This is a genomic window from Roseateles toxinivorans, assembly GCF_004362525.1.
Taxonomy (GTDB): Bacteria; Pseudomonadota; Gammaproteobacteria; order Burkholderiales; family Burkholderiaceae_C; genus Paucibacter; species Paucibacter toxinivorans.
Genome location: NZ_SNXS01000005.1, coordinates 301,537 through 324,303 on the forward strand (window position 1 = coordinate 301,537; position 22,767 = coordinate 324,303).

The window sequence follows — 22,767 nt, forward strand, 5'->3', positions numbered from 1 at the left end:
CCGCATGGCCCGCAAGAAGAATTTCGGCGTTGAAGACCTGTGGAAAATCGAGCGCCTCGGCGCACCCAGCCTGTCGCCCGACGGCGCCCAGGCCGTCTGCTCGCTGACCCGGTATTCGATGGAAGACAACAAGTCCAGCAGCTCGCTGTGGCTGCTGTCCACGCTGGGCGGCAAGCCCCGTGCGCTGACCCAGGCGGGCGGCCTTGACAGCAAGGACGGCCAGCCGCTGTGGAGCCCGCGCGGCGACCAGATCGCCTTCGTCGCCAAGCGCGAGCAGGAGGGAGCCAAGGACGAGGAGGCCCAGCTCTATGTGATCGCCCCCGACGGCGGCGAGGCCCGTCGCGTCGCCAAGGTCGCCACCGGCGTACTGGCGTTCAAGTGGTTCCCGGACGGCAAGCGCATCGCCTTCCTGAGCTGGGTCTGGCCCAAGCTGAAGGGCGAGAAGGCCCAGGCCAAGCAGCACAAGGCTTTCAAGGAGCGCAAGGAAACGGCCTACGTCACCAGCGAGGCGGTCTATCGCCACTGGGACCACAACCTGCCGATGGACCGCGTCGTCCATCTGCATGTGGTCGATGTGGCCAGTGGCAAGGTCACGGACCTGTTCGAGGGCAAGGACCTGGAGCTGACACGCGGCGGCCCCGATGCCTTGACCTTCGACATCGCGCCCGATGGCAAACGCATTGCCTTCGCCCACGACCCGGCGGCCGAGAAGCGGCTGGACAATCGCTATGCCTTGAGCGAAATCGAGGTCCGCACCGGCAAGGTCAAGCTGCTCGCGCAGCACGCCGAGTGGGACATGCAGACCCCGCGCTACCACCCCGAGGGCACCCATGTCGCCTTCACCGCCAGCCACCAGGCGATCAAGCACACGATGCCCTCGCAGCTGGCCGTGGTCGAGCGAAGCAGCGGGGACTGGGGTGTGCTCTCTGCCACCTGGGACCACGAGGTCAGCGCACCGTTGAAGTGGGAAGACGATGGCCAGGCCATCCTGTTCGGCGCCGAGCAGCGGGGCCGCAAGCACCTGTGGCGCTTCGACCTGCCCGACCGCCGCGCCGAGATCGTCTTCGAGGGCGGCAATCTGAACAGCTTCGACAAGGCCGCCGGCACCACCGTGGTGGTCAGCGACTCGGTGCAGTACCCGGGCCGCGCGCTGGCCCTGCTGCCCGGCGAGAAGCCGCTGCGCATCGAGAGCTTCAACGATGAGTTGCTGGGCGGGTTCGAGTTCTCGCGCCACGAGGAAGTGATCATCAAGGGCGCGCAGGATGACGAGGTGCAGATGTGGCTGGTCTATCCGCCCGGCTTCGACCCAAAGAAGAAATATCCGGTCATGCACCTGATTCACGGCGGCCCGCACACCGCCTTTGGCGACAGCTGGCACTACCGCTGGAACCACCAGGTCTTCGCCGCCGAGGGCTATGTCGTGGCCTGCGTCAACTACCACGGCTCCAGCAGCTTCGGCTACGCCTTCCTCGACTCGATCACCCAGCGCTGGGGCGAGCTGGAGTTGCAGGACGTCGAGGCCGGCACCGACTGGTTGTTGAAGAAGCCCTGGGTCGACAAGAAGCGCATCTTCGCCACCGGCGGCAGCTACGGCGGCTACATGGTGGCCTGGATGAACGGCCATGTGGCGCCGGGCCGCTACCAGGCCTACGTCTGCCACGCCGGTTGCTTCGACTGGGTCGGCATGTTCGCCGACGATGCCTATGACTGGCATGCCAAGGAGCTGGGCGCCTGGTACTGGAACGACATTGCCAAGGTGCATTCGCAGAGCCCGCACGCCCACGCCGCGAACATGAGCACGCCGACCTTGGTGATACACGGCGCGATGGACTACCGGGTCCCCGATGCCCAGGGCCTGGCCTACTACAACACCTTGAAGGCGATGCGGGTCAAGTCGCGCCTGGTCTGGTTCCCGGACGAGAACCACTGGATCTTGAAGCCGCGCAACAGCAAGCTCTGGTATGGCGAGTTCTTCGATTGGCTGAAGAACAACGATCCGACGCTGAACAAGGCCGCCACCAAGGCCAGATCCGTGAAGAACTGAACGCGCGGGCCGGCAATCGCCCGGCCAGGAGGAGATGGGGGGCAAAGACGGCAGTTGTTCCTGCCTCCATGCCGGGCGATCTGGACAAAATGAGAAAAGGCGCATGCGGCCACCGGCGGCTGCCTGCCTGTTCATTTTGCCGGAGGCACCCGCGTGCGCAGATCCCCAAGGCCACCGTGCCTCCTTGCCCTGCTGGCCTTGGTGGTCAGCCAAACCACCCAGGCCCAGACGCCTACCGACGCAGGCCGTCTGCTCCAGCAGCAAGACGAGTCGCGCAAGCCGGTCGCCCCGCCGCCGCGCAGCGCACCGCTGCAGGCCAAACCCGCTGAGGCACTGCGCCTGCAGGCCGGCACCCAGGTGTGGGTCAAGCAGTTTGAGCTCCTCGGCAATCAGCTGATTGACAGCGCCCGCCTGCAGGCCGAGCTGGCTCCGTTCACAGCCCGCAGCCTGAGCCTGGCCGAGTTGCAGGCGGCCACGGCCCGGGTCAGCGAGGTCTATGCACGGGATGGCTGGCTGGTGCGCTGCTACCTGCCGCCGCAGGATGTCACCGATGGGCTGATACGGCTGCAGATCGTCGAGGCCCGCTTCGGCGGCGCCCGGGTCGAAGGCGAGACCAGGCGCTTCGAGGCGGCGCGGGCCCTGGTCGAGGCCCAGCAGACGGTTGGAGCGCCGCTGCGCCTGCCGGCGCTGGACCGCGCGCTGCTGCTGCTCGACGATCTGCCCGGCCTCAGCGTCGGCGGCAGCCTGGCCGCAGGAGAGCGCGAGGGCGACACCCTGCTGGTGCTGCGCCTGACCGACACGCCGCTGTTCAGCGGCGAGGCCGGCCTGGACAACGGCGGCGCACGCTCCACCGGCACGGCGCGCCTGAACGCGAGCCTGGGGCTGAACAGCCTCTTCGGCCGGGGCGACCTGCTCGGCGCAAGCCTCAGCCACAGCCGCGGCAGCGACTACCTGCGCCTCAGCGCCAGCCTGCCCGTCGGCGCAAAGGGCTGGCGAGTGGGCACGCAGGTGTCGGCCATGCGCTACCGGCTGGTGGGCAGCGAATTCGAGGCACTGCAGGCCAGTGGCAGCTCGCAGACCTGGGGTTTCAACGCGAGTTTTCCGCTGCTGCGCGGCCGCACCAGCAATCTGATGCTGCAACTCGGCGCCGAGCAGCGCCGTTTCGACAACCGGGCCAATGGCGCGGTGACCACGCGCTACGACAGCACCCAGGTTTCCGCAGGCCTGAGCGGCAACCGGTTCGACGACTGGGGCGGCGGGGGCGTCAACCAGGCCGGGCTGATCATCAGCCGGGGCCGCCTGGACCTGGGCCGCTCGCCCGGTTTCGCCGCCGATGCGCAGAGCACGCGCAGCCATGGCGGCTACGGCAAGCTGCGCTACAACCTCAGCCGCGAGCAGCGCCTCAGCGGCGAGCTGTCGGCCTATCTGGGCTTGATCGGCCAGTGGAGCGGCGACAACCTCGACTCCTCGGAGAAGTTCTACCTCGGCGGCGCCGATGGCGTGCGCGCCTATCCGGCCAGCGAGGCCGGCGGCCGCAGCGGCCAGTTGATCACGGCCGAGCTGCGCACCCAGTTTGGCGGCGCCTGGCGGGCCAGCGCCTTCTATGACTGGGGCCAGGTCAGCATCAATGCGCGCAACGATTTTGTTGGCGCGCCGCAGCTGAACCGCTACGCGCTGAAGGGCGCGGGCCTGAGCCTGGCCTGGAGCGGCCCGCGCGCGCTGGAACTGCGCGCCAGCCTTGCGCGCCGCATCGGCACCAACCCCGGCGCCAGTGCCAATGGCCGGGACCAGGACGGCTCCCTGCACCGCAACCGTCTGTGGCTGCAAGCCAGCCTGCCCTTCTGAGACAGAGAAAAACGCCATGCGCCGAGCTTTCCCCCTTCCCCGCCTTGCCCTGCTGCCGGCCTTGCTGGCCATGGCCTTTGCCCAGGCCCAGCCGGGGCCGAACACCCTGCCCACGGGCGGCCGGGTCGTTGCCGGCCAGGCGCAGATCAGCCAGAACAGCGCGCAGATGACGGTCAATCAGACCAGCCCGCGCGCCGCCATCGACTGGCAGAGCTTCAACCTCGGTCAGCAAGCGCAGATCAGCTTCCAGCAGCCCGATGCGGGCAGCGTCACGCTGAACCGCGTGCTCGGCGGCGATGCCAGCCAGATCTTCGGCCGCATCACCTCCAACGGCCAGGTCTTCCTGAGCAACCCGGCCGGCATCTACTTCGGCCCGACGGCCCGCGCCGATGTGGGCGCCCTGGTGGCCACCACCCATGGCATCAGCAATGGCGAGCTGATGGCCGGCAGGACGCTGTTCGAACGCCAGGGCGCGACTGGCAGCGTCATCAACGAGGGCCAGATTCAGGCCCATCTGGGCGGCTATATCGCCCTGCTAGCGCCCGAAGTGCGCAACAGCGGCCTGCTGCTGGCCCGGGCCGGCACGGTGGCCCTGGCCGCTGGTGAGGCGATCGAATTGCAGTTCGAGAGCGGTGGCCTGACCCGGCTGCGCGTGACACCTTCGGAGATCGCGGCGCTGATTGACACCCGCCGGGCCGTGCAGGCGCCCGATGGTTTGATACTGCTGTCCGCCCAGGCCGCACAGGCGCTGAAGGGCGGGGTGATACGGCACAGCGGCAGCCTGATGGCCGACAGCCTCACCGCCAAGGGCGGACGCATCGTGCTGGAAGCCGCCGACATCACGCTGGCCGGTGGCTCGACGATCTCGGCACAGGGTGCGACGGGCGGCGGCACGGTGCGTATCGGCGGCGACTGGCAGGGCGGCGGCAGCCTGGCCCAGGCAATGCGCGTCAGCCTCGATGCAGGCGCTTCGGTCGACGCCTCGGCCACCGGGCGCGGCGACGGCGGCAGCATCGTGCTGTGGAGCGACATCCGCAACCCCGCCGCGCTGACCCGCGTGGCCGGCGGCCTGCGTGCCGATGGTGGCGCACACGGCGGCAACGGCGGCGCGATCGAGTCCTCGTCCAGCCATCTGGACCTGGCAGCGACCGCCACCGTCAGCACCCGCGCACCCGCGGGCAGGGCCGGACTGTGGCTGATCGACCCCTACGACTACACGATAGGTGCCGGCGAGGCCGCCACCCTGGTGGCGGCGCTGGCCGGCACCAACATCGAGCTAACGACCACGGCAGACCAGGCCACCTACGGCTCCGACGGCAACGCCGCCGGCAGCGGCAACATCACCGTCAATGCCGCCATCAGCGAGGCCGGCAGCAACAGCCTGACCCTGACCGCCGCCAACAGCATTGCCGTCAATGCACCGATCACCGTTGGTGCCCTGACCCTGACCGGCCCTGGCGGCATCGCCCTCGGCGCCAATCTGACCGCCCGGACCGACATCACCCTCAACGGCAATGTCACGCTGACTTCAGACCTGACCCTCGCCAGTGGCATCAGCCAGATCTACACCACCGCCAGCAGCTATGTCGTGCCGGCCGGCGTGAACTCGCTGACCGCCATCCTGGTCGGCGGCGGTGGCGGAAAGGGCGGCGACGATGGCGGGCATATCGGTGGCAACACCGGCGCGGTGGGCACCCTCACGGCAGCCTTCGCCGTCACGCCGGGCCAGACCCTCTACATCGCGCCGGGCTCCGGCGGCGGCACCGGCGCCAGCAGCGCGGGTAACGCGGCAGGCGGCAGCGGCGGCAGCAACAGCTTCGGTCTGGCCAGTGGCGGCGACGGCGGCATCGCCGGACCCGCCGGTTCCTCGGGCGGCGGCGGCGGTGGCGGAGGTGCCACCGTGCTGAGCCTGACGGCCACCCCGAACGCCGCCTCGGCCCTGCTGATGGCCGGCGGCGGCGGTGGTGGTGGTGGCTCCGGCAACAACGATGCCTGCCCCGGCCTGTGCGCCGGCCAGAGCAGCGCCAACTATCGCAACGATGCCAGCTTCACCGGCCAGACCGGCGCCAACTCCGGCAACCAGACGCCATCGATACAGGACGGCGGCAGCTCCGGCGGCGGTGGTGGCGGCCTGCTGGGCGGCGCGACCAATCCTTCGGTCTTCTACTCCAACGAATGGACCGGCCGCGGCGGCAACCATGGCTCCAGCGGCGCGGCCAACGGGTTTGCGAACAGCTCGCTGAGCAGCTCGACGCAGGCGCGCAGCAATGGCCAGGACGGCTATGCCCGCATCAGCTACGGTGGCGGCACGATCACCGTCAATGGCACGCTCAATGGCGCACGCAACCTGGTCATCGACTCGTCCAGCGGCCGGGTCCGGCTGAACGGCGCGATCGGCGGCGGCAGCGCACTGAGTTCGCTGGATGTGCTGGGCTCGCTGGGTATCACCCTGGGCGCCGGCACGGTCACCTCCACCGGCGTGCAGACCTATACCGGCCCACTGACGCTGAACGCGGCCGCGACATCGCTGAGCAGCAGCAATGCCGCCGTGACGCTGGCCGGCAGCGTCGTCAAGGGCGGCGGTGTCGCGGGTGACCTGAGCATCACCGCGGGCTCGGGCGCTGTGGCACTGAACGGTGCGCTGGGCAGCAGCGGCAACGCCCTCGGCGCGCTGGCGATCAGCAGCAGCGGCCAGACGCTGATCGGCGGGGCCGGCCATGCGGCCAGCTTCAGCAAGACCGGGACCGGCAGCACCGTGATCGGCGGCGGACTGATGCAGACCGCCGGCGCACAAAGCTACACCGGCACGGTCGAGCTCAGCGGCAATACCCAGCTGACCAGCACGGGCGCAGGCGACATCACGCTCAATAACGCGATCTCCAACACCAGCCAGAAGGACCTGACGATCAGCGCCGCCAGCGGCAATATCGTGCTGAAAGGCAATCTGGCCGTCGGCACCAATGCCTACGGCCCGACCCCGATCGGCGCCGTCACACTCACCGCCAGCGCAAGCGTCAAGCTCGGCACCTCCGTCACACCGATCTCGATCGACGCCAAGAGCCTCAGCGTGACGGCGGCATCGATGGAGGCCTACGCTGCGGCGACCACCTTCACTTGCGCCGGCACCACCTCGGCACGCGGCATCTGCCTGAGCAGCAGCCGCAGCTTCGATGTGGCCGGGGCCAGCACCGTCAGCGGCGCGCTGTCGGGCAGCGGCTCCCTGACCAAGACCGGCGCGGGCAAGCTGACGCTGACCGGACTCAACACCTACACCGGCAGCACGACCATCAGCGCGGGCATGGTCGAGATCGGCGGCACCGGCCGGCTGGGCAACGGCAACTATCTCGGCAATATCTCGGTGGCCACCCAGCTGCGCTTTGCCTCGACGGCCAACCAGACGCTGCGCGGCACGATGTCGGGCGCGGGCTTCATCAACTCGCCCGGCAGCGGCTCGCTGACCATCACCACCCTGGCCAATGCGGACAACTACAACGTGTCCAGGCTGTATGTGCTGAGCCCCGGCAGCGTCTACGGCAGCAGCAGCGGTACGAGCTACAGCCTCTACACCTCGCTGGCCGGCACGACCGTCATCAACGACGCCTCACCGACCGGCACCGCCATCTTCACCGGCGCACCGACCGGGGCCTCGGCGGCAGGCAGCTATGCGGTGACCTATACCGGCGGCCTGAGCTTGGGCAACGAGCGCTATTCGCTGGCGACCGGCACGGCCTCGAACTGGACGGTGGCGGCCAGGCCGCTGACCGTGAGCGTCAGCAAGACCTATGACGGCAACGCCAGCTTCGGCTCGGGTTTCACCTTGAGCGGCATGGTCAACGGCGACGGCGTGCCGACGCTGAGCGGCAGCGCCAGCGTGGCCGGCGCCGACGCCGGCAGCTACAACGCGTTCGGCAGCAGCACCTTGGCGCTGGGCAATGCCAACTACACGCTGAGCGGCGGCACGGTGGTGGCCAGCATAGTCCCGGCCAGCCTGACCGTCGACGGTCTGATCGCACGCAGCAAGGTCTATGACGGCACGACCGCGGCTGCGCTCGACACGGCCATGGCACGATTCATCGGCCTGGTGGGCAATGACCAGCTGAGCCTGGGCGGCGCCACGGCCACGTTTGCCGACAAGAACGTCGGCCGTGGCAAGGTGGTCAACCTCAGCGGACTGACGCTGCTTGGCCCGGACGCTGGCAACTATGTGCTGAACGCCAGCAGCCCCAGCACCACGGCCGACATCACACCGGCGGTGATCAGCGCCGTCACCGGCATCACCGCCGCAGGCAAGGTCTATGACGGCACGACCGCTGCCACGCTCAACATCGCCAACGCCGGCTTCAGCGGCCGCATCGGCAATGACCAGCTCACCGTGACCGGCGGCAGCGGCCAATTCGCCGACAAGCATGCCGGCAGCGGCAAGACGGTCAGCATCACCGGCCTGAGCCTGGCCGGCGCCGACGCCGGCAACTACAGCCTCAGCTCGACCAGCGCCAGCACCACGGCCGACATCACGCCCGCGTCGATCAGCGGCATCAGCGGCATCACCGCCCTGAGCAAGGTCTATGACGGCAGCACCCTGGCCAGCCTGGACGGCAACGGCGCCGTCTTCGGCGGCATGATTGCCGGGGACCAACTCGGCCTGGCCGCAGCCACCGGCCGCTTCACAGACAAGAATGTCGGCAACGGCAAGAGTGTCGCCCTCAGCGGGCTGGCGTTGGGTGGCGCCGATGCGGCCAACTACACGCTGGCCAGCAGCACGGGCAGCGCCACCGCCGACATCACCCCCGCGCTGCTCTCGGCCGTCAACGGCATCAGGGCCGTCAGCAGGGTCTATGACGGCACGACCGCCGTCTCCCTGGACCTGAGCCGGGCCACCCTGCCCGACCGCATAGCCGGTGACGAGCTGCTGATCTCCAGCGCCAGCGCGGCCTTTGCCGACAAGCATGCCGGCACCGGCAAGCCGGTGCTGATTGCCGCGCTGAGCCTCGGCGGCGCCGATGCCGGCAACTATCTGTTCACCGGCGCCAGCACCACGGCCGACATCACGCCCGCGTCCATCGCCGCCATCACCGGCATCACGGCCCTGAACAAGGTCTATGACGGCACGACCGCCGTCACCTTGAACCTTGCCACGGCCGCATTCGCTGGCATGGTGGGCGGTGATGCGCTGACCGTGGCGAGCGCCAGCGGCGCCTTTGCCGACAAGCAGGCCGGCAACGGCAGGAGCGTCAGCATCGGCGGCCTGAGCCTGGGCGGCGCCGATGCTGGCAACTACCGGCTGGCCGCCACCACGGCCAGCGCCAGCGCCGACATTGCACGGGCCACCATCAGCGCCATCAGCGGCATCACGGCGGCCAGCAAGATGGAGGACGGTAGCACGGAGGCCACCCTGCAAACAGGCCAAGCCCAGTTCAGCGGCCGCATCGGCAGCGACGCACTGAGCGTGGCCCAGGCCCGAGGCAGCTTCGACAACGCCCAGCCCGGGGTGGACAAGCCGGTGAGTATCACCGACCTCGCCCTGGGTGGCGCCGACGCCGGCAACTACCAGCTGCGGCAGACCACGGCCAGCACTCGGGCCGACATCCGCGCCAAGCCGATGCCGCCGGTGGCGCCCGATGCGCAGCCTCCCGGCGCGGCGCCGTCCACATCCTTGCTGACCGGCACCGGAGTACCGGCCGGCGGCCTGATCAGCACCGGCGGCCTGACGCCGGGCATTGAGGTGATTGCCGCGTCGGCAACCCCGGTCACGCCGTCGGTCCTGGCAGGACCGGGCATCGCAGCGGCAGGCCCCGCCGGCATCATTGTCGAACTGCTGCCCTCGGCCCGCACGGGCGGTGCCGGTCTGGTCAATGTGTCGGTGCCGCGCAGCCGCGCCGGCGGCACCGGCTTCAGCTTTGCCCTGCCGGCGGCGCTGCAACAGGCGGTCGAAGCCTCGGGCCAGCCGCCAACGGCCAGCGCCGCCGATGGCAGCGCGCTGCCCGGCTGGCTGCGCTTTGTGCCCGAGACGGGCAGCTTCATCGCCAGCGCCGTGCCGGACGGTGCCCTGCCCTTCGAGGCCCTGCTGCGCATAGGCGGGCAGAGCGCGGTGATCGTGGTCTCCGAGCGCGCCGAGTAGGCGCTGATCAGCCGGCCAGGCAGATCCGGTCGCGCCCTGCGTCCTTGGCCCGGTACAGGGCGAGGTCGGCGCGAGCCAGCACCTGCTCGACCGCTTCCTCGGCGCTGAGGCAGACCGCCACGCCTATGCTGACCGTCATGCTGATGCGCTGGTCTATCCAGGCCAGCTCGGCATCGCGCAGGCACTGGCGCAGACGCTCCGCCGTGGCCATGGCCTCGACCACACCGGTGCGCGGCAGCAGGATGCAGAACTCCTCGCCACCCAGGCGCGCCACCACATCGATTTGCCGTGAGGCGGCCAGCAGGTGCTGGGACATCTGCACCAGGGCCGCATCGCCGGCCGCGTGACCCAGGCTGTCATTGATGCGCTTGAAGTGGTCCACGTCCACCAGCAGCAGTGCATAGGGCTCGCCGAAGCGTGCCTGCCAGCGCCGCTGCACGGCCAACTGGGCCAGCAGTTCGCGACGGTTGAGCAGACCGGTGAGGCTGTCGATCTGCGACAGCTTCTGCAGGCGGCGCACCAGCCGCACCTGTATCACCACGGCAAAGCTGACATTGAGCGCCAGATTCAGTATGCCCAGCACCAGCACCGCCAGCAGATTGAAGGCCGTGGTCTCGTCGATGGGCCGTGCAAATCGTTCCGGCTGGATCAGGCCGCCGGCAAAGCGCACCACATACATCGCCGCGCCCAGCCCATGAGGTGACAGCAGCAGGGCGGCGCCGCGCGGCCCGAACTCCTGGCGCAGCGGCGGCCAGGCCTGCTGGATCAGGCGCAGCAGGCTCCAGCCAATCGCAAACGAGGTGCCCAGCACCGCCCGGGACGAGTGCTGCAGATCGGCACTGCCGGCCCACAGCAGTTGGGGTAGGCCGCACAGCAGCAGCACGAACACCTGCTCGCGGTCACTCAGCGACTGGCCGAGCAGCAGTTCCACGCCGCGGCGCAGCGACATGAAGACCAGGATGGCAAACAGATTGGCGCCCGTATAGGCCAGCCAGGTCGGTGCATGGCCGCGTGTCATCATCAAACCCACGGCCAGGGCCGACAGCAGGCAGCACAGCCCCATATGGCGCGCGGCGCGGCCCGACTGCTCCATGAAACGGCTGCTCAGGGCCCAAGCGGCGGCAAAACTGAGCTGCAGGAGCAGCATCAGCAGGAAGATCAGGACAACAGGGCTCATAGACAGGCGAACGGACAACCTTCCATGCTAGCCGCGCAAGCGGCATCCGCAGACCGTACGCCCCGCACGTAAATGACAAAAACGGTAGAAATCGTGGCTTGTCAGGCGCCCATCGGCGAAAAGCCCGAGTCGGACATCTCGGCCAGCGAGGCCACGGCCAGACGGTCGCGGCCCTCGGCCTTGGCCCGGTAGAGGGCGCGATCGGCACCCAGCAGCAGTTTCTCGACCCGGGTCAGCACGCCCTCGGGCGCCACGGCAATGCCGATGCTGACGGTCAGCGGCAGGCTCAGGGCGCCTACCCCCATCGCCTGCTCGCGCACGGCCTGGTTCAGGCGCTGGGCCAGCTCGATCGCGCCGGGACCATCGGTCAGGCGCAGGAGCACGCAGAACTCCTCGCCGCCAAAGCGCGACAGCACATCGGTCTTGCGCACCGCCCCGGCCAGGCAGCGGGACACGGCGCACAGGGCCAGGTCGCCGACCGCATGGCCATGCTGGTCATTGACCCGCTTGAAGTGATCGACGTCGATCAGCAGCAGCGCAAAGCTCTCCTGCTTGCGCTGCCAGCGGTGGAACTCGGCATCGAGCGCCTCCTGCATCGCGCGGCGGTTCAGCAGACCGGTCAGCGCGTCATGCCGCGACACGTGGTTGAGCCGGCGCACCAGGCGCAGCAGCACCATATAGCCCAAGGACAGGTTGAGCAGGGCCGACAGCACGAAAAAGGCCAGCATCATCCAGACATTGACGTCGGTGGGCGCCGTCAACAGGGCACCCGACTCGGGCACCGGCCCGAGGACCAGATAGCCCGAGCGCAGGCCGAACACCAGGGCCACCGCGAACATCGGCCCGGTCACCAGGCCGGCCGCCACCAGGCCGAACTCGCCGCGCACTTTGGCGGCGGAACTGAAGCTCAGCCGCAGGCCGGTCCAGGACAGCAGGCCCGACATCAGGGCGCCGCGCACACGGGCATCAAGCCCCAGCGTCAGATCGAACAGGCCGATCAGCACCGCCAGCGCCAGCACGATCGCCAGCTCAAGATCGCGGCGCGGCTGGCGCAGGAAGATGTGGGCGCCGCGGCGCATGCTCAGAAAGGCAATCGTGGTGCTGGTATTGGCCAGCGCAACGTTCAAGGTCGGGGTCAACAGGCCCAGCGGCAGGGCCAGCGACAGCAGCAGACTCAGGAGCACGAACAGGCAGGACACCGCCCAGTGCAGGCCGGCGGCACGCGACAGGCCCAGCAGCGAGGCGGACAAACCCCAGCTGATGGCCAGAATCACCTGGAACAGGGCCAGCACGACGATCAGGGCTTCCAGCGTGGTCATCAGTGGGGCTCGTTCCGCAGCTATGGCACCATGCCTACCTTATCGGCCCTTCCGGCCGCTGTCCAGCGCTAACCCCCTCGGCCCCCTGTCATGCTGATCAACTTCTTCTACACCCTGCGCGCCGCCAAGCTGCCGGTTTCAGTCAAGGAGTTCCTGACCCTGCTGGAAGCGCTGAAGGCGGACGTGATCGGCCCCTCGGTCGATGACTTCTACTACCTGGCCCGCACCACCCTGGTCAAGGACGAGGCCCTGTTCGACAAGTTCGATCGAGCCTTCTCGGCCTACTTCAAGGGCGTGGAGCTGCTCACCGACTTCAGCAAGGAGCTGCCGATGGAGTGGCTGCAAAAGCATCTGGAGCTGGAGCTGAGCCCGGAGCAGAAGGCGGCCATCGAGGCAATGAGCTGGGACGAACTGATGGAGACCTTGAAGAAGCGCTTCGAGGAGCAGAAAGAGCGCCACGAGGGCGGCAACCGGATGATTGGCACCGGGGGCACCAGCCCCTTCGGCGCCTATGGCTACAACCCTCAGGGCATACGCATAGGCCAAGACAAGAGCCGCAACAAGAGCGCGGTCAAGGTCTGGGACCAGCGCGCCTACAAGGACTACGACGACAATCTGGAGCTGGGCACGCGCAATATCAAGGTGGCGCTGCGCCGCCTGCGCCGCTTTGCCCGCGAGGGTTCAGACCTGGAACTGGACCTGGACGACACCATCCACAAGACCGCCGCCAACGCCGGCATGCTGGACATCCGCATGGTGCCCGAGCGCCACAACAAGGTGAAGGTGCTGCTGCTGATGGACGTCGGGGGCACGATGGACGAGCACATCCACCGCGTCGAGGAACTGTTCAGCGCCGCCAAGACCGAGTTCAAGCACCTCGAGTTCTACTACTTCCACAACTGCGTCTATGACTTCATGTGGAAGAACAACCGCCGCCGCTACAGCGAGAAGACGCCCACCTGGGACATGATCCGCAAGTACAACAAGGACTACAAGCTGATCTTCATCGGCGACGCGACGATGAGCCCCTACGAGATCCTGCAGCCCGGCGGCAGCGTCGAATACAACAACGAGGAGGCCGGCGCCGAATGGCTGCAGCGCCTCACCAATGCCTTCCCCAAGTTTGCCTGGATCAACCCCGAGCCGCAGGGCGTGTGGCAGTACCGGCAAAGCATCTCCATCATCCAGCAGCTGATGAACCAGCGCATGTTTCCGCTCAGCCTCACCGGGCTCGAAGGCGCGATGCGGCTGCTCAGCAAATGAGGGGTGGCATCCGGCGCATGGCGCTGGCGTTCAGCGTGGTGCTGGCGAGCCTGGCCAGCGGCTGTGCCTGGCTGCCGGGCCAGCAGAAGGCCGCGGCCGAGGCCGCGAGCGGCGCCGTGCTGCCGACAGCCCGCGCGGCCTATATTGTCGAGGTCGATGCACCGAGCGAGCAGCGCCAGCTGCTGCTGAGCTATCTGGACCTGTCACGTTTCCAGAATGCGCCGCAGGCCGAGGCGCTGAGCGCGATCGAGCTCAATCGCCTGTGTGCCGCCGCGCCTGCCCAGGCCCGCAGCCTGCTCGAGACCCAGGGCTTCTTCAATTCCAAGGTGACCTTGACGCGCAGCCCTGGCACGCCCGAACGCGTGCAGGTGCATGTGGAAACCGGCGAGCCGGCGCGGGTGGACGGCGTTGCCTACGAAGTCACCGGGGCGCTCGACGAAAGCGGCACCCAGCCCGGTCCGCAGAAGGCGCTGCTGGACAAGCTGCGCAAGACCTGGCCCTTGACCGCAGGCAGAACATTCGCCCAAGGCCCCTGGTCGGCGGCCAAGAACGAGAGCCTGGCCCAGGCCCGTGCCGAGGGCTATCCGCAGGCCCGCTGGGTCAGCACCCAGGCCCAGGTGGACGCGCAGGCGAATCGGGTCGACATCAAGCTGCTGCTGGACAGCGGACCGCTGTACCGGCTGGGCGCGCTGCAGATCGAGGGCCTGGAGCGTCAGGAAGATTCCAGCGTGCGACGCCTTGCCGGCTTCAATGCGGGCGAGGCCTATAGCGAGAAGACCCTGCTCGAGTTCCAGGAGCGGCTGCAGCGCGCCGGCCTGTTCGACAGCGTCGTCGTCGAGCTGGACACGGCGCCCGAGCAGGCCCAGGCCGCCACCGTGCGGGTGCGCGTGCGGGAAGCCATGCTGCAGGAGGCCACCACCAGCGTCGGCTACAGCGCCAACACCGGCCCGCGTGTGGCGCTGGAGCATCTGCACCGCCGGCCGCTGGGCTTCAGCCTGCTGGCCAAGCAGAAGCTGGAGCTGGGCAAGGAGAAGCGCCTCTACCAGGCCGAGCTGACCTCGCACGCCACCCCCAGCCTCTACCGCAACCAGGTGGTGGTGGTGGCCCAGCGCCTTCACACCGATGACACGATCGAAGACAGCTATGGCCTGCGCGTCGGCCGGCTGCAGGAAACCCCGACCCATGACCGCAGCTACTTCGTCGAGGCGCTGCACGGCCGCAGCGTGAAGCCTGGCGGCGTAGTCAGCGCCGATGCCAGTTCGATCAACTACCACTGGACCTGGCGCCGGCTGGACAGCGCCCTGCTGCCGACCGAGGGCTGGGCCGCCTCAGCCCAGCTCGGCACCGGCCTGAGCCGCAGCACGGTGGCCGAGAACGGTCCCTTCGTGCGCGCCTGGGGACGGCTCAGCTGGTACCGGCCGCTGGGCCGCCAATGGCTGGCCAGCGCACGCATGGAGATCGGCCAGGTGTTCGCCAAGAACGAGGTGGGCCTGCCAGACCCGCTGCTGTTCCGCGCCGGTGGCGACGACTCGGTACGCGGCTACGCCTACCGCAGCCTGGGGCCGCTCAAGGCCGGCGTCGTGCAAAGCGGGCGCATGGTCTGGACCGGCAGCGTCGAGGCCGCCAGGCCTATCTTCAGCGACCTGCCCCAGTACCAGGCGGCCGTGTTCCTCGATGCCGGCCAGGCCGCCGACAACTGGGGCGCACTGAAACCGGTGTTCGGCTACGGCTTCGGCCTGCGCTGGCGCAGCCCGGTAGGCCCGCTGCGGGTGGACCTCGGCTGGCCCGAGAAAAGCAGCAAGCCGCGGCTGCACTTCAGCGTGGGCATTGCCTTCTGATGAGTACCATCGTCCCCCGATCGAGCCGCGCGCGCCGTCGCGTCCTGATCACGCTGGCCTTGCTGACGGCGCTGCTGGCCCTGATCGTGGGCCTGGTGCTGGTCAGCCTGCGCACCGCCCCCGGCACGGCCTGGCTGCTGGCGCGCGCGCCGGGCCTGCAGATCGAGCAGCCCGAGGGCAGCCTGCTGGGCGACTTCTCGGCCCGCCGGCTGACCCTGACCTTGCCCGGCATCGTCGAGCCCCTGGTGCTGACCGGCCTGCGCTGGCAAGACCTGACACTCGAGTACTCGGGGCTGACCGGCCAGTGGCTGAAGATACGCATCGCCCAGGCCCAGGCCGACCGGCTGGACATCACCCTGCCGACCAGCGGCACGAGCAGCGGCGCGCCGGCCACTCTGTGGCTGCCGCTGGAGCTGGAGGTGCAGCAACTGCGGATTGGCGAGATTCACACAGCGGCCCTGGGCGCCAAGCCGCTGCGCCGGCTCGATGGCGCCGTCCATCTGGGCGCCAAGGCCGGTGCCGAGCATCGCATCACCGTGAACAGCGTCGAGTGGGACAGCCTGCGGCTCAGTGGCAAGGCGGTGCAGGCCAGCCGCGGCGAGCTGCAGCTCGACGCCCAATTGGCCGTGGAGCCGCTGACCACCGCGGCCGGCAAGCACTGGCAGGCCAGCCTCGAACTGAAAGGCCCGCTGGCCGGCCCGACCCTGAAGGCCCAGCTGAGCGCCGCGCAGCAGAGCCTGCAGGCCAGCGCCCGCCTGCAGCCCTTTGCGGCCTGGCCGCTGGCCGAGCTGCAGGCCCGCACCCAGGACCTGAATCTGGCCGCTCTGAACAGCGACTGGCCGCGCACCGCATTGAGTGGCGAGGCCCAGCTCAGCAGCAGGGGCTGGGACCAGCCGGCCGCCCTGCGCCTGAACCTGAGCAACGGCGACGCCGGCCGCTGGGACCAGCAACGCCTGCCGCTGCAGGCCATTGCGCTCGACCTGGAGGCCGTGCCCAATCAGACGCAAAGCGTGAACGTGCGCGCCTTCGATCTGCAGCTGGGCCAGCCCGGCGCACCCGCCGGACGACTGCAGGGCCAGGGCGGAGGCAAGCTTGACGACTGGCGACTGAGCACACGCGTCAGCCAGCTGCTGCCCGCCCAGCTGGACAAGCGCCTGGCCGCGCTGAACCTGAACGGTACGCTGGAACTGCAAGGCAGCGGCGGCCTGGAGGCGCCGACCATCGCGGCTCAGGCCCAGCTGCTGGGCCAATGGCTGGCGAAGCCGGCGGCCATGGCCAAGGCACAGGCCCAGCTGAGCCTGGATGCCCTCTACACCCCGCAGCAGATCCAGATCAAGCAGGCCCAGCTCAGTGCCGGTCCCGCACGGGCCTCGGCCCAGGCCCGGTTGACGCCACAGGGCAAGGACTGGCGCGTTCAAGGCCAGGCCCAGCTGAGCGAGTTCGATCCAAGCCTGTGGTGGGCCGGTCCGGCCGGATCGGCCTGGCAGCGCACGGCGCAGCGCCTGAACGCCAGCCTCGATGCCGACCTGCTGCTCGGCGCCCAGGCCGGCTGGCCGCGCGGCCAGGCCAGCCTGAAGCTGGGCGACAGTCTGTTGATGGGCGTGCCGGTCAGCGGCGAGGCCCGGCTGCAGTCCGGCGCAGAAGCGACGCTGACGGCCAAGGTGCTGGCCGGCGGCAACCAGCTGAGCCTGAGCGGCCTGCTGCCGCCTGCTCCCGCCGCCGAACGCTGGACCGGCAGTGCGCAGGCCGGCGATCTGTCCCGGCTGGCTCCACTGTTAGCCCTGCTGCCCTCGCGCGGTGAGCAGCCCGCGATCACGCTGTCGGGCAAGCTGGAGGGCACATTCACGGCCCATGGCCGCTGGCCGCTGCTCAGCATCGACACCCAAATGAAGGCGCAGAACCTGCAGAGCAATCTGCTGGGCCAGGACGCCCGCATCGGCCAGGCCGAGCTGAGTGCCGCGCTGGGCACGCAGGCGGGCGATGCGTTGAGCGTGAAGCTTGATCTGCGCAGCCTCAACCTGCCCTCCGCGCGTGTCGAGCGGCTCCTGCTGCAGCTGGGCGGCAGCTGGGCCCAGCATCAGGCAAGCCTGGAACTGAGCAGCGGCTTGAAGGCCCCGCCCTGGCTCAACGCACTGCTGCCCGGTGCCTCGCTGGGCGACACCGCCACCGGCAGCCGCGCCGCGCTGAAGCTGCAGGGCGGGCTGTCCCAGGCGCCCGCGGCCTGGCTGGCGCGTGCCCAGGCGGTGGACTGGACCGGCCAGCTGCAGCAGCTGGAACTGCGCGGCACCGGCCCCGCCAGCGGCACCGCGCCGGCCTGGGTCAGCGGCCGGGAGCTCGGCCTGAAGCTGCAGTGGAGCGGCGACGGGCTGTTGAGCCAGGCACTGGCGCAGCCCGGCCGCGTCGAGATTGCCGGGGCCGGCCTGCGCTGGGGCCTGCTGCGCTGGCAGGCACCTCGGATGAGCGGCGAGAGCGCCCTGATCGAGGCTCAGGCGGAGCTGGAGCCGCTGGCCGTGGCGCCGCTGCTGGCCCGCTGGCAGCCCGACTTCGGCTGGGGCGGCAATCTGCTGCTGGGCGGCCGCGCCAGGCTGCGCATGGGCAGCACGGTGGACATTGACGTCGAGCTGCTGCGCAGCCAGGGCGATCTGCAGGTTACCGACGACGCCGGGCCGCAAAACCTGGGCCTGAGCGAGATGCGCCTGGGTTTGACGGCGCAAAACGGCGTCTGGCACTTTACCCAGGCGATCGCCGGCAGCAATCTGGGCGTGGTCGGCGGCGCCATCAGCAGCCGCACCTCGCCCCAGGCCTGGTGGCCGGCCCCCGACGCACCGCTGGAGGGCGTGCTGGAAGCACAGGTTGCCAACCTCGGCACCTGGGGCGGCTGGATCCCGGCCGGTTGGCGCCTGGCCGGCACCACGCGCGCCGGCATCACCTTGAAAGGCAAGGTCGGGGCACCCGAGATCATCGGGCAGGCGAGCGGGCATGACATCAGCGTGCGCAATCTGCTGCAGGGCGTGGACGTGCGCGAGGGCGAGTTCGCGATGAGCCTCAACGGCGCCACCGCCAAGCTGGACTTCCTGCGCGCCAAGGCCGGCGCCGGCACCCTGCAGCTGGAGGGCAATGCCGAGCTGGGCGCCACGCCGCAGGCCGAGCTGACGCTGAAGGCCTCGAAGTTCGCCCTGCTGGCGCGGGTCGATAGGCGCATCATCACCAGCGGCCAGGCCCAGCTGGCGCTGAAGGCCAATGAACTGAAGCTCAACGGCAAGTTCACCGTCGATGAGGGCCTGATCGACTTCACCCGCTCCGATGCGCCGAGTCTCGACGACGACGTGATCGTGCTGCGCAACGAACAGCCGCTGCCGGAGGCATCGCGCAACGGCAGCAAGCGCGAACGCGTGATCATCGTGGACCTGGGCGTCGATCTGGGCCGCCAGCTGCGCCTGCGCGGCCGCGGCCTGGACACCCTGCTGCGCGGCGAGCTGCGACTGGGTCAGCAGGCCGGCAAGCCGACCCTGCAGGGCACGGTGCGGGCCGAGAACGGCACCTATGCCGCCTACGGCCAGAAGCTGGAGATCGAACGCGGTGACGTGATCTTCGGCGGCCAGATGGACAACCCGCGGCTGGACGTGATCGCCACCCGGCCGAACACCGACACCCGGGTGGGCGTGACCGTCACCGGCACCGCACGCAACCCGCGCATACGCCTGTTTTCCGAGCCCGAGCTGAGCGAGACCGAGAAGCTCTCCTGGCTGGTGCTGGGCCGCGGCGCCGACGGCCTGGGCCGCACCGACACCGCCCTGCTGCAGCGCGCCGCCCTGGCCCTGCTGGCCGGCGAAGGCGAAGGCGCCACCGGCAAACTGGTGCAAAGCCTGGGCCTGGACGAGCTGTCGCTGAAGCAGAGCGACGGCGAGGTGCGCGAAACCATCGTACGACTGGGCAAGCAGCTGTCACGCCGCTGGTACGTCGGCTACGAACGCGGCCTCAATTCCACCACCGGCAACTGGCAGCTGATCTACCGCATCGCCCAGCGCTTCACCCTGCGCGCGCAATCGGGCTCGGACAATTCGATGGATCTGATTTGGCAGTGGAAGTGGAACTGACGGGCTGATGGTCGAGGCAGGTCGAAATGTCCAAAGCCCACCTAAGAGTCCACGGGACTCTTAGGTGGGCTTTGGTCCCGCCGACAGGAATCGAACCTGTATCTGCCGCTTAGGAGGCGGCCGTTCTATCCATTGAACTACGGCGAGGCAATCTGACAAAGCGGCGCGCATTCTCGCACGGCATCGACCGGCTTCGGGCGCTAAGTCTCACCGCCGCATCGACCTCGACAGCATCAACACCGGTATCAGCCCCACCAGCACGATCGCGATCGAGGGCAGGGCCGCCTCGCTGAGGCGCTCGTCGCGGGCCAGCTGGTAGGCCACCACGGCCAGGGTGTCGCTGTTGAAGGGCCGCAGCACCAGGGTGGCGGGCAGCTCCTTCATCACATCGACGAACACCAGCAGCGCCGCAGCCAGCGACGAGCGCGCCAGCAGCGGCGCATGCAGCCGCAGGAACAGCCGGGCCCGCGAGGCGCCCAGCATGCGGGCGGTTTCGTCGACGCTGGGGGCAATGCGGGCATAGCCGGCGTCGATGGACTGCAGGGCCACGGCCGAGAAGCGCACCAGATAGGCATAGATCAGGCCCAGCACGGTGCCGGTCATCACAGCCGACAGCGGCAGCTCGGGCCAGCGCTGCTGCAGCCAGCCCAGCGGCAGCAGGATGCCCACGGCGATCACCGCGCCGGGCACCGCATAGCCGAGCGAGACCACGCGGGTGGCCAGGTTCAGCAGCAGGCCCTTGCCGCGCCCCTTGGCGCCCTGGCTGCCACCCTGGCCGAGGCGCGAAGCAAAAGCCAGGGTCAGCGCCATCGCCACGGCCAGCGCCGCGGCCAGGCCGGCGAGCTTGAAGCTGGTCCAGCTCCACTGGGCGAAGCGTGCCAGCGGCAGGCCCAGCTCGGCGGTCTGCGCCTCCTGCCACAGCAGGCCGGCCAGCACCGCTACCGGCACCACAAAACCCAGCAGCACCGGCAGCGCGCACAGGACAAAAGCAAGCAAAGCCGCCCCGCCGCGCAGCGGCAACGGCCGCGCTTCGGCCGCCTGCAGGGCGCCCGGCCGGGCGGTGACGAAGCGCATCCTGGCCTGCGCACGGCGCTCCAGCCACAGCAGACCGGCCACGACGATCAGCAGCAGCGAGGCCAGCTGGGCGGCGGCGAAGCGGTCGTTCATCACCAGCCAGGCCTTGTAGATGCCGGTGGTGAAGGTGTTGAGGCCGAAGTAGGAACCCACGCCGTAGTCGGCCAGGGTCTCCATCAGCGCCAGGGCCACGCCAGCGGCCAGCGCCGGGCGTGCCAGCGGCAGGGCCACCTTGAAGACGCGGCGCAGCGTGCCGGCGCCCAGCATGCGGGCGGCCTCCATCAGCGCCACGCCCCGCTCGTTCAGCGCCGTGCGGGTCAGCAGATAGACGTAGGGGTAGAGGCACAGCACGAACAGGGCCACCGCGCCGGGCAGGCTGCGCACGTCGGGCCACAGCGCGCCCTGGGCACCGGTCAGCGCCCGCAGCCAGGTCTGCAGCGCGCCGCTGTACTGCAACACATCGGTATAGGCATAGGCGGCCACATAGGCGGGCATGGCCATGGGCAGCAGCAGCGCCCATTCGAACCAGCGCCGGCCCGGGAACTGGAACAGGCTCACGGCCGCCGCCGTGGCACCGCCCAGCAGGGCCACGCCGAGGCCGACGCTGGTGGCCAGCAGCAGCGAGCTGCGCGTGTAGTCGGGCAGCACGGTGGCGAACTGGTGCTGCAGGATGGCCAGCGCCTGGGCGTCCATAGCAAACCAGGAGCCCAGCACGCCCAGCACGGGCACGGCCAGCAGCAGACAAACAAGGGTGATCAGTCGAAACATCAGGGGCGAGTGGACCGGGGTCGAGCACTTCCTGCCTTGAGCCAGGTCAAGACAACAAGAATGCGAACAAGGCGCATTTGCCGCCCGGCCGTTATCATAGGGCCATGTTCCTAGCACTCGATCAAGTTGGCGTGCGCTATCCCGGTGCCACGCCCCAGAAACCGGCGGTCGAGGGCGTGACTCTGACCCTGCCCAAAGGCCAGATCGGCGTCTTGATCGGGCCCTCGGGCTGCGGCAAGACAACCTTGCTGCGAGCCATCGCGGGGCTGGAACGGCTGCATGATGGCCGCATCAGCATCACCGGCGCGGTGCTGGCCGATGCTGGCACCGGCCTGCACACCCCACCCGAGGCACGCCAGATCGGTATGGTGTTCCAGGACTATGCGCTGTTCCCCCATCTGTCGGTGGCCGACAACATCGGCTTCGGCCTGAATCACCTCAAGCCCGCCCAGCGCGCCCAGCGCACCCGCGAGGTGCTGGACCTGGTCGGCCTGGCCCATGCCGCCAAGCGCGCGCCCCACCAGCTCTCGGGCGGCCAGCAGCAACGCGTGGCCCTGGCCCGCGCGCTGGCGCCATCGCCACGTCTGCTGCTGCTGGACGAGCCGTTCTCCAGCCTCGATGTGGATCTGCGCGAGCACCTGAGCCAGGAACTGCGCGGCATCCTGCACGAGACCGGCACCACCGCCCTGTTCGTCACCCATGACCAGGCCGAGGCCTTTGCCGTCGGCGATGTGGTCGGCGTGATGCACCAGGGCCGGCTGGAACAGTGGGACGAGGCCTACACCGTCTATCACCGCCCGGCCACCCGTTTCGTCGCCGATTTCATCGGCCATGGTGTGTTCGCCCCGGCCCGCATCACCATGGGCCCGGACGGCCCCATCGTCCACACGCCGCTGGGCGAGCTCAGCGACGTCGGCGAGTGCCCGCTGCCCGACGCCTACCCGGGCGGCGAATGCGAGGTGCTGCTGCGCGCCGACGACATCACCCACGACGACGACGCCCCCATCAAGGCCCGCATCGAACGCAAGGCTTTTCGCGGCGCATCATTTCTTTACACGCTGCGCCTGGCCAGCGGCGAGCAGGTGCTGGTGCACGTGCCTTCGCACCATGATCACCAGGTGGGCGAGTGGATAGGCATACGCGCCAGCGTCGATCACGTCGTGACCTTTGCACGGCCGGCGACCTGAGATTTGCCGCCTGGGACGGCTCACCGTGAATAAGGGG

At 69.2% G+C, this 22,767-nt stretch carries 10 protein-coding genes and 1 tRNA gene; 7 read left to right on the forward strand and 4 right to left on the reverse strand.

Annotated elements, in window-relative coordinates; translation table 11 throughout:
* Positions 1–4: 4 nt before the first annotated feature.
* The 3 genes from DES47_RS19675 to DES47_RS28810 all read left to right on the forward strand — a co-directional run bounded on the left by DES47_RS19675 (position 5) and on the right by DES47_RS28810 (position 10,007).
* Entirely contained in the window at positions 5–2,044 is a 2,040-nt protein-coding gene (locus DES47_RS19675) for a S9 family peptidase (RefSeq protein WP_133702448.1), read from the forward strand.
* 201 nt (positions 2,045–2,245) lie between these two features.
* Positions 2,246–3,889, forward strand: coding sequence for a ShlB/FhaC/HecB family hemolysin secretion/activation protein (locus DES47_RS19680; RefSeq protein ID WP_133702449.1), 1,644 nt, complete (start codon positions 2,246–2,248; stop codon positions 3,887–3,889).
* A 16-nt stretch (positions 3,890–3,905) separates the two neighbouring features.
* Positions 3,906–10,007 carry a YDG domain-containing protein gene (locus DES47_RS28810; RefSeq protein ID WP_166652084.1) on the forward strand — a complete coding sequence of 2,034 codons (6,102 nt, stop codon included), beginning with the start codon at positions 3,906–3,908 and terminating at the stop codon, positions 10,005–10,007.
* A gap of 7 nt (positions 10,008–10,014) precedes the next feature.
* On the opposite strand, the gene DES47_RS19695 is transcribed toward DES47_RS28810, so the two are convergent.
* Complete coding sequence (locus DES47_RS19695) at positions 10,015–11,184, reverse strand: GGDEF domain-containing protein (protein WP_133702450.1); 1,170 nt, start codon at positions 11,182–11,184, stop codon at positions 10,015–10,017.
* 101 nt (positions 11,185–11,285) lie between these two features.
* Positions 11,286–12,503, reverse strand: coding sequence for a GGDEF domain-containing protein (locus DES47_RS19700; RefSeq protein WP_133702451.1), 1,218 nt, complete (start codon positions 12,501–12,503; stop codon positions 11,286–11,288).
* Positions 12,504–12,593: 90 nt separating this feature from the next.
* On the opposite strand from DES47_RS19700, the gene DES47_RS19705 reads away from it, so the two are divergent.
* The 3 genes from DES47_RS19705 to DES47_RS19715 are packed head-to-tail and all read left to right on the forward strand — an operon-like array spanning position 12,594 to position 19,701.
* Positions 12,594–13,766, forward strand: a complete 1,173-nt coding sequence (locus DES47_RS19705; RefSeq protein WP_133702452.1) for a vWA domain-containing protein — start codon at positions 12,594–12,596, stop codon at positions 13,764–13,766.
* Positions 13,763–15,604, forward strand: coding sequence for an autotransporter assembly complex protein TamA (locus tag DES47_RS19710; RefSeq protein ID WP_133702453.1), 1,842 nt, complete (start codon positions 13,763–13,765; stop codon positions 15,602–15,604). Before DES47_RS19705 ends, DES47_RS19710 begins: the two co-directional genes overlap by 4 nt.
* Entirely contained in the window at positions 15,604–19,701 is a 4,098-nt protein-coding gene (locus tag DES47_RS19715; RefSeq protein ID WP_133702454.1) for a translocation/assembly module TamB domain-containing protein, read from the forward strand. The genes DES47_RS19710 and DES47_RS19715 overlap by 1 nt, the downstream gene beginning before the upstream one ends.
* Before the next feature lie 72 nt (positions 19,702–19,773).
* On the opposite strand, the gene DES47_RS19720 is transcribed toward DES47_RS19715, so the two are convergent.
* Together DES47_RS19720 and DES47_RS19725 are read right to left on the reverse strand one after the other, a co-directional pair.
* Positions 19,774–19,848, reverse strand: a tRNA-Arg gene (locus DES47_RS19720).
* A gap of 60 nt (positions 19,849–19,908) precedes the next feature.
* The gene (locus tag DES47_RS19725; protein WP_133702455.1) at positions 19,909–21,543 is read right to left on the reverse strand and encodes an ABC transporter permease; all 1,635 of its coding nucleotides are present in this window, start codon (positions 21,541–21,543) and stop codon (positions 19,909–19,911) included.
* Between the two features lie 104 nt (positions 21,544–21,647).
* Here DES47_RS19725 and DES47_RS19730 point away from each other — a divergent pair, with 104 nt between their 5' ends.
* A complete protein-coding gene (locus DES47_RS19730) occupies positions 21,648–22,730 on the forward strand; it encodes an ABC transporter ATP-binding protein (protein ID WP_133702456.1) in 1,083 nt (360 codons plus the stop codon).
* Positions 22,731–22,767: the final 37 nt, after the last annotated feature.